This is a genomic window from Domibacillus sp. PGB-M46 (assembly GCF_022668875.1).
GTDB lineage: Bacteria > Bacillota > Bacilli > Bacillales > Domibacillaceae > Domibacillus.
Genome location: NZ_JAKGCR010000012.1, coordinates 27951 through 40494 on the forward strand (window position 1 = coordinate 27951; position 12544 = coordinate 40494).

Annotated in this window: 14 protein-coding genes and 1 pseudogene; 10 read left to right on the top strand and 5 right to left on the bottom strand. The window is 40.9% G+C overall.

Annotation, left to right across the window (positions count from 1 at the left end):
- Nucleotides 1-322: 322 nt before the first annotated feature.
- Nucleotides 323-1678, top strand: coding sequence for an arsenic transporter (locus tag L2D08_RS14425; protein ID WP_242234567.1), 1356 nt, complete (start codon nucleotides 323-325; stop codon nucleotides 1676-1678).
- A gap of 181 nt (nucleotides 1679-1859) precedes the next feature.
- Here the strand turns inward: L2D08_RS14425 and L2D08_RS14430 are convergent, their stop codons facing one another.
- A complete protein-coding gene (locus L2D08_RS14430; protein WP_309241366.1) occupies nucleotides 1860-2123 on the bottom strand; it encodes a zinc ribbon domain-containing protein in 264 nt (87 codons plus the stop codon).
- On the opposite strand from L2D08_RS14430, the gene L2D08_RS14435 reads away from it, so the two are divergent.
- The 4 genes from L2D08_RS14435 to L2D08_RS14450 all read left to right on the top strand — a co-directional run bounded on the left by L2D08_RS14435 (nucleotide 2067) and on the right by L2D08_RS14450 (nucleotide 6012).
- Nucleotides 2067-2660, top strand: coding sequence for an LLM class flavin-dependent oxidoreductase (locus L2D08_RS14435; RefSeq protein WP_255821976.1), 594 nt, complete (start codon nucleotides 2067-2069; stop codon nucleotides 2658-2660). The genes L2D08_RS14430 and L2D08_RS14435 overlap by 57 nt on opposite strands.
- A 269-nt stretch (nucleotides 2661-2929) precedes the next feature.
- On the top strand, nucleotides 2930-3355 hold the full coding sequence (locus tag L2D08_RS14440; protein ID WP_242234570.1) for a MarR family winged helix-turn-helix transcriptional regulator: 426 nt from the start codon (nucleotides 2930-2932) through the stop codon (nucleotides 3353-3355).
- A gap of 919 nt (nucleotides 3356-4274) precedes the next feature.
- Entirely contained in the window at nucleotides 4275-4472 is a 198-nt protein-coding gene (locus L2D08_RS14445) for a hypothetical protein (RefSeq protein ID WP_242234572.1), read from the top strand.
- Nucleotides 4473-4575: 103 nt separating this feature from the next.
- Nucleotides 4576-6012: a DHA2 family efflux MFS transporter permease subunit gene (locus tag L2D08_RS14450; protein ID WP_242234574.1), complete on the top strand. Its 1437-nt coding sequence runs from the start codon at nucleotides 4576-4578 to the stop codon at nucleotides 6010-6012.
- Between the two features lie 156 nt (nucleotides 6013-6168).
- Here L2D08_RS14450 and L2D08_RS24290 read toward each other — a convergent pair whose 3' ends face one another.
- Nucleotides 6169-6351, bottom strand: coding sequence for a LexA family protein (locus tag L2D08_RS24290; RefSeq protein WP_242234576.1), 183 nt, complete (start codon nucleotides 6349-6351; stop codon nucleotides 6169-6171).
- Between the two features lie 1712 nt (nucleotides 6352-8063).
- On the opposite strand from L2D08_RS24290, the gene L2D08_RS14460 reads away from it, so the two are divergent.
- Nucleotides 8064-8261, top strand: coding sequence for a hypothetical protein (locus L2D08_RS14460; RefSeq protein ID WP_242234578.1), 198 nt, complete (start codon nucleotides 8064-8066; stop codon nucleotides 8259-8261).
- A gap of 147 nt (nucleotides 8262-8408) precedes the next feature.
- On the opposite strand, the pseudogene L2D08_RS14465 reads toward L2D08_RS14460, so the two are convergent.
- Nucleotides 8409-8618 (bottom strand): annotated as a pseudogene (locus L2D08_RS14465) (KGG domain-containing protein); the annotation flags it as partial.
- Nucleotides 8619-8839: 221 nt separating this feature from the next.
- On the opposite strand from L2D08_RS14465, the gene L2D08_RS14470 reads away from it, so the two are divergent.
- Nucleotides 8840-8977 (top strand): hypothetical protein, encoded by a 138-nt coding sequence (locus L2D08_RS14470; protein ID WP_242234581.1) that lies wholly within the window; start codon nucleotides 8840-8842, stop codon nucleotides 8975-8977.
- 173 nt (nucleotides 8978-9150) lie between these two features.
- Nucleotides 9151-9555: a YndM family protein gene (locus L2D08_RS14475; protein ID WP_242234584.1), complete on the top strand. Its 405-nt coding sequence runs from the start codon at nucleotides 9151-9153 to the stop codon at nucleotides 9553-9555.
- Nucleotides 9556-9742: 187 nt separating this feature from the next.
- Here L2D08_RS14475 and tnpB read toward each other — a convergent pair whose 3' ends face one another.
- Together tnpB and L2D08_RS14485 are read right to left on the bottom strand one after the other, a co-directional pair.
- Entirely contained in the window at nucleotides 9743-10675 is a 933-nt protein-coding gene (gene tnpB, locus L2D08_RS14480) for an IS200/IS605 family element RNA-guided endonuclease TnpB (protein WP_242234587.1), read from the bottom strand.
- Nucleotides 10653-10958, bottom strand: a complete 306-nt coding sequence (locus L2D08_RS14485; RefSeq protein ID WP_242234589.1) for a helix-turn-helix domain-containing protein — start codon at nucleotides 10956-10958, stop codon at nucleotides 10653-10655. The genes tnpB and L2D08_RS14485 overlap by 23 nt, the downstream gene beginning before the upstream one ends.
- A 272-nt stretch (nucleotides 10959-11230) precedes the next feature.
- On the opposite strand from L2D08_RS14485, the gene L2D08_RS14490 reads away from it, so the two are divergent.
- Nucleotides 11231-11650 carry a FixH family protein gene (locus L2D08_RS14490; RefSeq protein ID WP_242234590.1) on the top strand — a complete coding sequence of 140 codons (420 nt, stop codon included), beginning with the start codon at nucleotides 11231-11233 and terminating at the stop codon, nucleotides 11648-11650.
- Nucleotides 11651-11796: 146 nt separating this feature from the next.
- Nucleotides 11797-12363 (top strand): hypothetical protein, encoded by a 567-nt coding sequence (locus L2D08_RS14495; protein ID WP_242234592.1) that lies wholly within the window; start codon nucleotides 11797-11799, stop codon nucleotides 12361-12363.
- Nucleotides 12364-12544: the final 181 nt, after the last annotated feature.

The window sequence follows — 12544 nt, forward strand, 5'->3', positions numbered from 1 at the left end:
AAACAGCTTCTTTTAGCCAAAATCCTATGCCTTTTGCGTCACAGAACATTGCTCAAAATCTATGTGTCATTAATCACCTATTATGTACAGAAACTTATGAATAATTCAACACAAATGGAATTAAATGGTATTTGAAAACCCCGGCTTTTTAGAATCTGGGGCTTTTTTTTGACTGCTTATGCTTTCAATATATGTTAACTTTTTTTCTAAGTTTAGAGATTAGCGGCATTGTACAGTTTCATTTTAATGGAGGTGAATAAAATATAAAAAACGGAGAAAAAGAGGTTTGGTTTATGGCTTTTTCAAGAAGGAGAAGGAAATAATGAGCTTTGAAATTGGATTGACTGTTTTAGTATTTACTATGACAATGCTTGGCATATTTTTAAGGCCAGGCGGCATTAGTGAAACATGGCCAGCATCGATCGGGGCAGGAACTATTTTACTAATGGGAATTGTATCATATGGAGATGTTATGGACATTATTGATAAGATAGGTGGCGCATCTATTACAATTATAGCGACGATCGTCATGGCTGTTACATTAGAAAGTTTTGGTTTTTTTCACTGGGCAGCTGCGAGGCTTGCAAAGCTAGCTAAAGGCTCGGGCTATCGTCTCTACTGGTACATTCAGCTTTTATGTTTCTTGATGACCCTTTTATTTAACAATGATGGCAGTATCTTAATTACGACTCCCATATTAATTTTACTTCTTAAAAACCTTCAAATGAAACCAAATGAACAGCTTCCATACCTCCTAAGCGGAGCTCTAATTGCGACCGCTTCCAGTGCGCCGATTGGTGTAAGCAATATTGTCAATTTAATTGCATTGGAAATTGTTCATATGACCCTCTACATGCATACTGCCATGATGTTTGTACCTGCAACACTTGGATTATTTTTCATGTCCTTTTTAATGTTTATTGTTGTGAAGAAGAAGTTGCCAAAGACGCTGCCCGCTTCTTTAAATGACATAGAAGAAAATTTTTTCGTCAAAAATTTTCATCCATTAAAAGGGGCATTGTCTTTTGATACAAAACAGAAACGCACGAAATTTATGTTAAGACTTTTATTATTTGTCTTTATGATACGCTGCCTGCTTTTTGTGGCATCCTATTTCTCCATTCCAATTGAATTGGTGGCAGTACTTGGATCACTCGTATTGCTTGCATGGAGATGGTATCATTTGCGAACAAACCCGGTAGATATTTTGAAAAAGACCCCTTGGCACATTTTAATTTTTGCTTTCTCAATGTATGTCATTATTTATGGGCTTCACAATGCGGGTTTAACAGCCATGCTTGTAAAGGCATGTGAACCTATCGTTAATCAGGGCTTGCTGCAAGCGAGCTTTATCATGGGCGCGTTAGTTTCAGTTTTATCCAACTTTTTCAATAATCATCCTGCCTTAATGATTGGAACCATTACCTTAACAGAAATGGGGATAGATCCTCTCACTTTAAAGACGATTTATCTTGCAAATATTATTGGCAGTGATATGGGCTCTTTGTTATTGCCAATTGGAACGCTTGCCTCTCTTATTTGGATGGATATTTTAAGGAAGAATCAGATTTATGTTACTTGGAAATATTATCTAAGTGTGTCATTGACTGTCATACCCTTTACAACCATTGTAACATTATTCTTGTTATTCTATTGGGTGCAGATGGTTTTTGCCTGATGTTTGATTTCTCCACAGGAAAAGGAACAAAAAATAAAGATTCTCAACATAAGAAAGCCTTTGAACTACCACCCACTTACCTGACGGTTGAAGTGGGGGATTCCTGGGCAAGGAGATCTTCGACCCACAGTAATCAGGCTAACCCCGTATTCCAACGGTTTTATGACCAAGCTTAACTAGACTAAAGTGAAAGAAGCCAAAGGGCTTCTTTTTTAATATTCAGGCTCGTCAGGTGCCGGTCGTGATGCACGCCGCAGGATGGACACTCCCACACCCGGACAGCGAGATTTTTCACATCCTTATGCTGATGCCTGCACCTTGAGCAGAGCTGGCTTGATGGGAAGAACGGATCGACTTTTATGATCGTCCGTCCGTACCACTTCGCTTTTTGTTTTGGACGAGCGAAATAGAATACCGGCCGGGAGGAAATTATTTTTTCGTGGATGGCCCTTTAAATATTAGCCGTTCTAAACAAGGAAGACCGGTTATCTTCCAAGCCGGCACCTCTTCAGATTTCAAGAATATTGCCTCGAAGCATGCCGACGGTGTATTTCTCCCGGCCGGTAATTTAGAAGATATAAAAGCTTTTAGTCAAGAGTTAAAGAGGAGAGAGGGGTTGGAAGGGCGCTCGTTTGATGATTTCCTACTTACGATCTCACATAATCCGATTGTGGGAAGAACAGAGAGAGAAGCTGAAGGAAAATTCCAGGAACTGCAAGCGCTTATGCCGATTTACCGTATACCAAAACCGAAATTTTTTGGCTTGGCAGAAAAAGCAGCAGATGAAATTCAACACTGGTATGAGGCAGGGGCGATGGATCTATTGCTGATAAGACAGGAGTATCCTTTAGGATTTAATGACTTTATTGATTTAGTCGTTCCTATTTTGCAAGAAAAGGGAATATTCGGTAAGGAATATGAATTAAACACGTTACGTGGCAATTTGGGTTTACCCTATCCGGAAAATAGATATTCGATTTAAAACCATCTTTAAAGAATTTAAACATCTTTAACCTCTTTCCTAATGTTAGGTACAAGAAATAGTACTATGGCCATTAAAGTTGTCCTCTTCCATAATAAGAGCAACGATTTTATTATTGTCTATACAGGTATACTTATTATTCACAAATAGTTCCAACTATACTTAATGAGTATGACTAAGTGAGTAGGTTCTTAAGATAAGTTGACACTTGAATTTCACCGTGATATAGTTAGTCCGCTAAATATATTTTGACTAGTTGAGGGGAAGCTATGAACGATAAGGTTGGATGCGATATTCGTGAGTCGTTAGATAAAATTTCATCCCAAATGCGTCGAGATTATAGCGAAAGTCTAAGAGAACTTAATCTTCATGTAGGCCAGGATAAACTACTCGCTCGTTTGTGGTTAGGTGATGGAATAACACAAATGCAGCTATGTGAACATTTAAAATGCGAGCCGCCTACGGTAACAAATATGGTTAAATCACTGGAGCAAAATGGGTTCATATACCGTAAACGTGATGAGCAAGATGCAAGGGTTATGCGGATTTTTCTAACAGACAAAGGCAAAGAATTAGAGAAGCCGGTTGATTGCAAATGGAAGCAGCAGCAGGAAAAATTACTGCATTCCATGTCACCGGAAGATCTCTTACTGTTAAGGCAACTAATGAAGCGACTGGAGAAAAACTTATTTTAAGCTTTCTCTAAGTTTATAATTAGTAGGCTAAATAACTATTTAGCACCGGAATTAAATACTTCTATGTTTTTTATTTACTGAGAAGAGGGTTATGGGAATCCAATGAAGACGATGTGTCCAGCCGAAACAATGATAACCGTATGGCTAAAACGCATTTACTTCATTTAAGAGGAGAATATTTTTCTAAAGACGTACCTCGAATAATAGCCGTTCTCAGCAAGGAAGGCCCTGATATTTCGAAAGCAGAAACCCAGGATTTTAACGAGCCATTGCATTAGCCTTTTACAGCGAAGACGTACTTAACCCTAGAGGATATGAGTATTACACGCGGCAACTTAGTAAGAAAATCAAAAGAAGTCGGTCTTTTCCAGGTAATCACCAGCAGATTAGTTAGCAGACTAAACATTATTTTGTGTTTTTCAGATCTACTGAAATGCAATAGAAATAATTTACTACAGCTCTTTTGCTTACTTGGAGCCTATTTAAAGTAAAGGCGGAGAGATAGATGGAAAAAAAGAAAAGAGATGCAACTAGCACTACAAATGATTTCTGGTTGCGGATCTGAATTCAGCGCTACCGACCCAGCAGCTTATACAAATATGGATAGTTATGTGGAGCGGGCTAAATTAGCTGAAAAAGGAAAATCTCAAATGATCTTCATCGCGGATACTCCGGCATTAACTGTCAACTTAGGTCCTTAGATTCCTATGTTTCCTATAGACCCTATGTTAGCACTCATGGCTGTAGCCGGAGAAACGAAACATATTGGGCTTGTTGTTACCTTCTCAACGACATTCAATTATCCATCAGAGCTTTAAAACTGCTGAAACAAGGGCTGTCCATTCGAGATGTTCTTTCCCGTGGGGTCATTAACTATCATCCAGTAGTGGCAGGCACCCCCGTACAAGTGGCTGACTTCTTGGAAGAATGGTTTTTAGCCGGCGTATGTGACGGCTTCTCGGTCGTTCCGGATATATCCTATGATGGAGCTGCTGATTTTGTGGACCTGGTTATCCCCATTTTGCAGGACCGCGGTTTGTTCCACAGAGAATATGAAGGGCAAACATTGCGTGAGAATATGGGAGTTCTTTATCAATACGGAAGGCTGGAATATTGAAAATTTAATAACAAGAACTTTATTCAACATTCATTTTGTTTTGGTGATAAGATAAACAGTGGATTATTAATTAAATTTATTTACAAGGAGATATAACATAGAGATGAAGAAAGAATACAATACACGTGCCATCTTGGCATCGCTGCTTATCTGCGGTTTTGTCGGCATGTTTAGCGAGACGGCTCTAAACATTGCAATGACTAATTTAATGGACGTGTTCCAAATTTCAGCCGCAACCGCACAGTGGTTAACAACCGGTTTCCTGCTGACTCTTGGCATTTTAATGCCGATGAGCGGGCTGCTGCTGCAGAGGTTTACAACGAGACAGCTGTTCACAGGTTCGCTCGTAAGCTTAATTCTAGGTACACTCATTGCGGCGCTCGCGTTCAATTTTGAAATGCTGATGTTCGCTCGCGTTTTACAGGCGGCAGGCATGGGATTATTGCTGCCGCTCATGTTCAATACAATTCTTGTCATATACCCGCCGGAAAAGCGGGGGGCGGCGATGGGCTTCGTTGGACTTGTGATCATGTTTGCGCCAGCAACCGGCCCGACCATAGGCGGTCTATTAATCGAGTATTTAACATGGCATTATATCTTCTGGTTGTCGCTGCCGTTCCTGGTTATTGGGCTGTTGGTAGGGCTGAAGTATTTGGAAAATGTCACTGAGGTCACGAAGCCTCGGATCGATCTGCTGTCTATCGTATTGTCAACGATCGGCTTTGGAGGAGTTGTCTTCGGCTTCAGTAAGGCAGGTGAAGGATCTGAAGGATGGGGCAGTGCAGTAGTGGTCACTTCAATCGTCGTTGGGCTTATCGCGCTGGTGCTGTTCATACTGCGACAGAACGTTATGCACGATCCGATGATGAATCTGAGCGTTTTCAAGTACCCAATGTACGTCGTGGGGCTGCTCCTGGTACTGTCGTGTATGTTGATCATTATGTCGAGCATGATTATCCTGCCGATGTTTCTGCAGACGGGTGCAGGACTGTCCGTGTTCACTACTGGACTCATGCTTTTGCCGGGCAGCGCGCTGAACGGTATCCTCTCTCCGCGTATGGGGCGCTTGTTCGATAAATACGGGCCGAAATGGCTCGTTATTCCCGGACTCGTGATCGTTGCCGTCATGTTATGGTTCTTTACGACCCTGTCTCCTGCTTCTTCAGTGGCCTTTATCGTGGCTTTGCATATCGGGCTCATGGTAGGGGTAGGCATGATATGGATGCCGGCTCAAACGAACGGGCTCAATCAATTGCCGCCGGAGCTATACCCGCACGGCACGGCAGTCATGAACACCCTGCAGCAGGTCGTGGGTGCGATTGGAACAGCGGTCGCCATCAGTATCCTTACGGGCAGTATGGAGAAATACTTGCACGGCTCCTCCGCTCCGGCCAAACAGGCCGAAATGGCAAACGCGATGACGGCTGGATCACAAAACGTGTTCCTGTTCACGATGATCATAGCACTGGTTGGCCTGGTCATAGCATTCTTCATCCGCCGCGTTGTAGGCAGTCGCGAAGCGGTGCATTCGACACATTGATATTTTAAAAAAAGCCAGCGGCTGTCCTCAATGGATAAATAATATATAAAGAATATAAAGTAGTAATGACTATGTCAGTATCACTTTTGGAATATAGAAAGTTTAAAAAAGAAGGGGCAAGAACAGTCTTCATACTGTTCTTGCTCCTTTTGTATATTAAGCGTTTAATTTCATGAGGAATATGGCACTTCTTTTCACCACATTTAATGTCCGCGGCTTCCCCTGTTCCCAGGTTACGTACCCGGATGCTTTTAAACGATCAAGATGACCCTTTACGGTTGAAGAAGGCTTTAACTCAACCGCGTCACCGATTTCACGAATAGACGGGGGATATGGCACTTACATAATCATCTATAAACTGCAGCATTTTTTCCTGGCGTGCAGACGGTTGTCTAAGCATAAACCTTTCTCCTTTGCGGTGCTTTTCCTGCTGCTATACGAGTCCGGAAAATGTTGATATATTTTCTATAAATCATAATTATGTGTCTGCCAAGAATATTTTGAGGGTTTAGTTAAATACTCTGAATTACGAGATGTGTTAATTGCGGTATGTTATGACATGTTCTTATTCAACAAAGGTGAGCTTACTAATTCCTGTCCGATAAATAATTATGGCGTCTAGTGCTAGGAAGATCGGCTGTATTCGGACAGGTTGAAGAAGTAGTTACCATTATTCCTGCAAACATTAAAATCGATTTACCGCACGATTAGAAAACGACTACATTTGCTTCACTCAGTAAATACATTAGCTACGTTGCTATCAATAATGTGGAGACGAAATCGCCGGCAGGCTTCGCACAGGTTTGTCATAAGGTAACACATGGGTTAATGAAACGTTTAATCAAAAACGGAACGCCGGTCAATGGGCTAAAAATACGCGCGTGAACATCTGTGAAAGGTATTGAATTGTGGGAAAACCGGCGCTAAAATGATTTGTGTCATAGAGGCAATTGAGTTTTTGTAAGTAGATTCGATCGAGAGTCGTCTGTAATAGCGCGCAAAAAAGGCTGCGGATGTGACTCCGCAGCAAACAAGACGAACTATGTAGAGTTCAGGAGATGTGGCGGGTGTATGCCACATGATAACGTTTACCCGCTTCGATGCGAAGATAAACCGAATACACAAAAAAAGGCCGCGGGAGGCTCCGCGGCAATAAACGATGATAGATACGCGAGTGGTGCAATGTCGCCATGTTTAATCGGTACTCAGGTATAAACCGCCGTATGCGTTGACCACTCGCTAGTTGCTGGAGGTTCAACATAGACATCACTACCGCCCGTTAAATTTATCGTATGCCTCGTATTAAAAACGTTGTAGGCCGGCTGCCTCAATGTTCAGCAATCCGTATAAAAAAGGCGTGGGAATAGCACCACGACAATAGATAAGATATAGGGTAGGTGGTTTAACGTGAAACCTTATTCTGCCTTATTTTCCTGTTGTTATGGGAACGTAAACCAACACGGTATTAAATCCGTGCTGCAGGACGGTAGCAGGCCGATTACAAGTGCAGTGAGGGCCTGAGCCGTTGACGCTTAAAAAAGCCGAAGGTGTGCTACAGTTTTCCGAAAATGAGGCTGTTTTCCGGCAGTACGATTATATAGCATTTGCCCGTCTGATCGCACATCCGGCTACACGCAGTTGTCCGCGCCATCAAACACGAATATACATAGCCAAATGCAGACGCAACAACAGCTGAAGGCGTGTCCTGCATAAACAAAATGCCTTTTAATTCAGCCGGATTTGGAGCCAACATAAGATCAATTATGAGTCAATCTTGTCAAGAGACCGGCTAAAAATGTATGCCTTATTCATTTTAACATGTAGAAATGTTCGATGTTCTGCTTACTGAACGGAGAATAGCCAAAGGGGAACCACGTCTTATCCCCCTGCAACATAAATGATATTATGTTGTATTGGGAATCCTTAAAAAGCCCCCCTAGTATAGGGGCGCTTTTTAGGGGAGATTGGCCTAGTACATGTACTGACTTACTAAAAAGAACAAAACGCTTTTATTGAGCTGAAAATAAGAAAAAGGATTGGAGATGTTGAAAATGAAATTTGGAGTGACCTATCAAACATCAGAACGAGTGGGGATGTTGTACATGCCTGTTGGACCAGAAAAATACGACATTGTAGAAATAGACGTCAGTATCGGCAAAGCACCAGATGAATTAATAAAAAAAGAAATAGGCCTTAAAGTAGAAAGTAATCCTGAAAGTATTTACGTATACGCAATTGAGGTAGTATAAACTTAGAGATAAGGACATTATAGCTTTTAAACTTTTCTAAATGCCACCTAAATGAAACTATGTTGTATCTGAGCAGTATAATTGTAAAGCAGTTCAACCTAAAAGAAGAGAATGCGAATTCGCATTCTCTTCTTTTAGGTTTCTTTAGCGACGGCTCTTTTCTCCGCCTTTACGTCCTGCTTCTTCACGGCTCATTTTGCCATCGTTGTCATTATTGTCGGAATTACGGCTTCTGGCTTCTCCGCCTTTTTGTCCGATTTCCTGGTAGAATTCTTTATCATGATTTTTTGCTGTTGCTTCTCCGCCTTTACGTCCTGCTTCTTCACGGCTCATTTTATCGTTATTATTATTTGCCATCGAAAATTCCTCCTCAGTAAATTGGGATTTTGCTATTGTCACAGTGTTTATATTACCCGGCTGTTTGTCAGCAAAACAGGAATTTAAAGAATTGAATCGAAAGAACTGTTATTATATCTGGAAAGTAAAAAGATAAAAGAAACTGGATTTATCTTTGATTTTTCGGGGTATATCATTAATAAAGTAATAAAAGAATATAATATTTGGGTAGGATGGCAAGGGTGGCCATCAAGGTATCTGGCGTAGGTGGGGCCAATACAAGAGAAGAGCAAGAAATTATATTGTTTTATTACTTTAAAAAAAGAATAGAATTCGTTCTTGTCTGGAACGAAACCCCTTTTTTAATGCAACATAAATAAAATGTTGTATTAAGAAAGGTTTCAGACCCTAAGGTCTGAAACCTTTCTATTTATTGCTCTTTGCTATTTGTTTCTTTAATAATTTTAGCTGCAACTAAAAATGAAAAAGAAAGTGTTTATTGCTTTTTATAGGGGTATACATTGAAAGACTAAAGCTAAAGGAGGAATACACCTTGGAACATGTAAAAGCACTTTTTATTAAATTTGTCATGATTGCCGTTGTCTTGGGTATTGTCCTCACCGGCATATATGATGTGGAATTCGGGGATGCAATGCTTATTAGTGTGGTCCTCACAGTTGTGGCATATATCCTTGGCGATTTGCTTGTTTTCCGTAAAGCCGGTGATGATTATGAGCGTAATGCAGATCATGCAAAGAGAAACATGATTGCGACCGTTTCTGATGCCATTTTAACTTTTTTAGTAGTCTGGCTTATGGGAAAAGCACTTTTTGCTAATGATAGCGATCTGCTGCAGGCTGCATTTCTTTCAGCTCTTATTATTGCAGCAGGCGAATGGTTTTTTCATAAATATCTGGATAACCGGGTGTTTGACGAAAAACATCATCATACAACATAAAAATGTTTTCTGCTAAAAGCCCTCTATGAGGGCTTTTTTATGTTTGAAACCTTATTTTCTTGTGAAGTAACAGATTTGAACTACCACCCACTTACCTGACGGTTGAAGTGGGGGATTCCTGGGCAAGAGGATCTCCGACCCCCAGTAATCAGGCTAACCCCGTATTCCAACGGTTTTATGACAAAGCTTAAATAGACTGAAGTGAAAGAAGCCGAAGGGCTTCTTTTTTAATATTCAGGCTCGCATTTAGGTCCCGGTCGTGACACACACCGCAGGAAGGACATTCCCACACCCGGACAGCGAGACTTTTTACATCCTTATGCTGGTGGCCACACCCGGAACAGAGCTGGCTTGATGGGAAGAACGGATCGACTTTTATGATCGTCCGTCCATACCACTTCGCTTTGTATGCGAGCATTTCGTTGAATCTCGACCATGACGCATCGTGAATCCCCTTGCTTAGTTTTTTGTTTTGGACAAGATTCTTCACCGACAAATTCTCCACTGCGATCACTTGGTTTTCATGAACGAGCCTGGTCGTCAGCTTGTGAAGAAAATCGTCTCTTGTGTGTTTGATCTTTTCGTGCAGTTTAGCAATCTGGGCTTTATTTTTTTCCCACGATTTCGACCCTTCTTTTTTACGTGCAAACGCACGCTGAAGAAAGGCTAATCGCTTTTCGTATTTTTGATAGTATTTCGGGTTGGCAATGGATTCACCGTTGGAGAGCACGGCAAACTCTTTTAAACCCAGGTCAATGCCAACGGCATCGTTGGTGCTTGGTTTGTACGGGGAATAAGACATCTCGCAAATGACCGAAATAGAATACCGGCCGGTACTGCTGCGACGCACGGTGACACGCTTAATGTCGCCTTCGATGTTTCGGGACTTGGAGAAACGAATCCAGCCGAGTTTCGGCAGCTGAATGTGGTGGTCTATCATTTTAATATTGTTGTTTGTCATTTTGGTTGTGTAGCTTTGGACCGGGTTTTTCTTACTTTTGAATGTTGGATGGCCCTTAAGATCATACGCCGTTGGCGTATAGCCTTCTGTACATTTTTTTGCGGCTCGTTTTTTTAATTCCTTTTTTGGATGGTTCTTATATTTTTTTGAATCCTTCATATTGATATTCGATGCTTGCCTGAAGAGCAATACTATCAGGATCAGACAACCATTTGAATATTTCCTTTAGACCAGGGAGGAGCTTTTTGGCAGCTGTTTCTGTATACCGTTTTTTTGTTTTTTCGAAACTCTTGATGTTTTCATTCAATATATAATTGTAGACAAACCGGCAGCAACCGATTGTTTGGTTAATCAGTTGTTTTTGCTCGTCACTTGGATGGATTTTAAACCGAAAGGCTTTAAAATGAAGACTATTTTTTTCATCTTTTTTAGCTTTTATCATTTTCCTCACCCCCTGAACATTTGTTCTATACCTAATTATACCATTTTGACACTGGAGCGTTCAAGGAAAAAGAATGACTGAAAAAGCAGCGATTCATCCCCCACTTAGCAAGCTTGAAGTAGGGGTGTTCTCACCGAAAATGATAAAAGAAGGAACGTGAAAAAATGGGACGTTTTCATTCATATAATCACGGCCGTCATCAAAAAAAGCAGCTATAGTGCTGCTTTTTTTGATAAAGCCTTTAATTCAACGAAGGAAGGATATGAGATTTTATGAAACGTTTTTTTGTTTCTGCCCTCAAAAACCCGGCAGGTGTTCTCTTTTTTCTCCTTTTTATTTTAAGTGCCTGCAGCCAAGAAGAACAAAGTGTTCAATCTAATCAAGCGCCGAAGCTGGTGGAAGTGGAAATCAAATTAAATCCAAAAGAAGCTAAATTAAACCAAGAGGTAGAAATCCAAGCCATTGTCACGCAAGACAACGAGCCGGTAGAGGATGCGGACGATGTGAAATTTGAAATATGGAAAGAGGAGGGCGGCGATCAGCATGACACCCTGGAAGCCACACATATAGGAAATGGAGTCTATGCAATCAATATCAAATTTCATAATGACGGTCTTTATTATATTATTGCACACACAAATGCAAGGGATTTGCACACCATGCCAAAAATACAGGTGATTGTTGGCAAATAGAAATACCAGCGTATTGAACAATGTTCTGGTTTTCAATCGAACACTGATAGGCATGAGAAGCCTGCAGTTATCGACATAGAAATAAGCCAGTTCTTTTTTGTTAAAAGAATCTTATCTATGTATAAAGACAAAGTTGAGGTGATGTAATGGGGGCTCCAAAATGGCATGAGAAAAACAGCAATGTGCTCCATTGGCATATACCAGGAGAAGAAACGCCGATCCCTGCAGTAAAGAAAAAAACATCGTTTATCCATCCAGCAGTTGTAACGGGTATTGTGTCTTTAGCGATTGGTGTCGGTACGTTTTTTAGCGTAATAATGATCAATGCTGTGGATATAGAGAAGGAACAAAAACAACAGGCTGTTAACGGGAATGAAAGATCTGTTCAGGAAACTAAGCCAACCGATGTAAAAGATGTGACGGTTGCCCTCATTCAAGGAGGTATATTCTCAACAGCAGAAGCTGCCGAAAAAGCCAAACCTAAAAATGTTCCGACGGCAGTCATTCCCTCAGAAGGACAGTTTCTCTTGCTGTTAGGAGCTGCTTCAACAATGGAAGAGGCAAAAGAATTAGCTGAGCCGATTGAGCAAAAAGGAATGGAAGTGTATGTTAAAGAATTATCCATCCCGATGACTAATGATATTAAAAAACAGCTTTTGTCAGAGAAAGATCAGCAAAACATACTTGATCTGTTAAAAACGGTACTTTCCTAACCTGCTGCGCATAACAGATTTACGATGTAGAGTCGCTTTATAGTGTAGCAAAATAAACATAACGACTCGTCAATAAAAAAAGAAGGCTGGAAATTCAGCCTTCTTTTTTACTTTATAATGCTTTTTTACTGCAGATTTTCTGCAGCCTTTTTTTATGTATTCGGTTTAACTTCGGGTCACA

Coding starts and splice junctions, on each gene's coding strand:
- L2D08_RS14495 (WP_242234592.1), top strand. CDS start 11,797: ATGGGGGCTCCAAAATGGCATGAGAAAAACAGCAATGTGCTCCATTGG.
- L2D08_RS14440 (WP_242234570.1), top strand. CDS start 2,930: ATGAACGATAAGGTTGGATGCGATATTCGTGAGTCGTTAGATAAAATT.
- L2D08_RS14490 (WP_242234590.1), top strand. CDS start 11,231: ATGAAACGTTTTTTTGTTTCTGCCCTCAAAAACCCGGCAGGTGTTCTC.
- L2D08_RS14450 (WP_242234574.1), top strand. CDS start 4,576: ATGAAGAAAGAATACAATACACGTGCCATCTTGGCATCGCTGCTTATC.
- L2D08_RS14485 (WP_242234589.1), bottom strand. CDS start 10,958: ATGATAAAAGCTAAAAAAGATGAAAAAAATAGTCTTCATTTTAAAGCC.
- L2D08_RS14425 (WP_242234567.1), top strand. CDS start 323: ATGAGCTTTGAAATTGGATTGACTGTTTTAGTATTTACTATGACAATG.
- tnpB (WP_242234587.1), bottom strand. CDS start 10,675: ATGAAGGATTCAAAAAAATATAAGAACCATCCAAAAAAGGAATTAAAA.
- L2D08_RS14460 (WP_242234578.1), top strand. CDS start 8,064: ATGAAATTTGGAGTGACCTATCAAACATCAGAACGAGTGGGGATGTTG.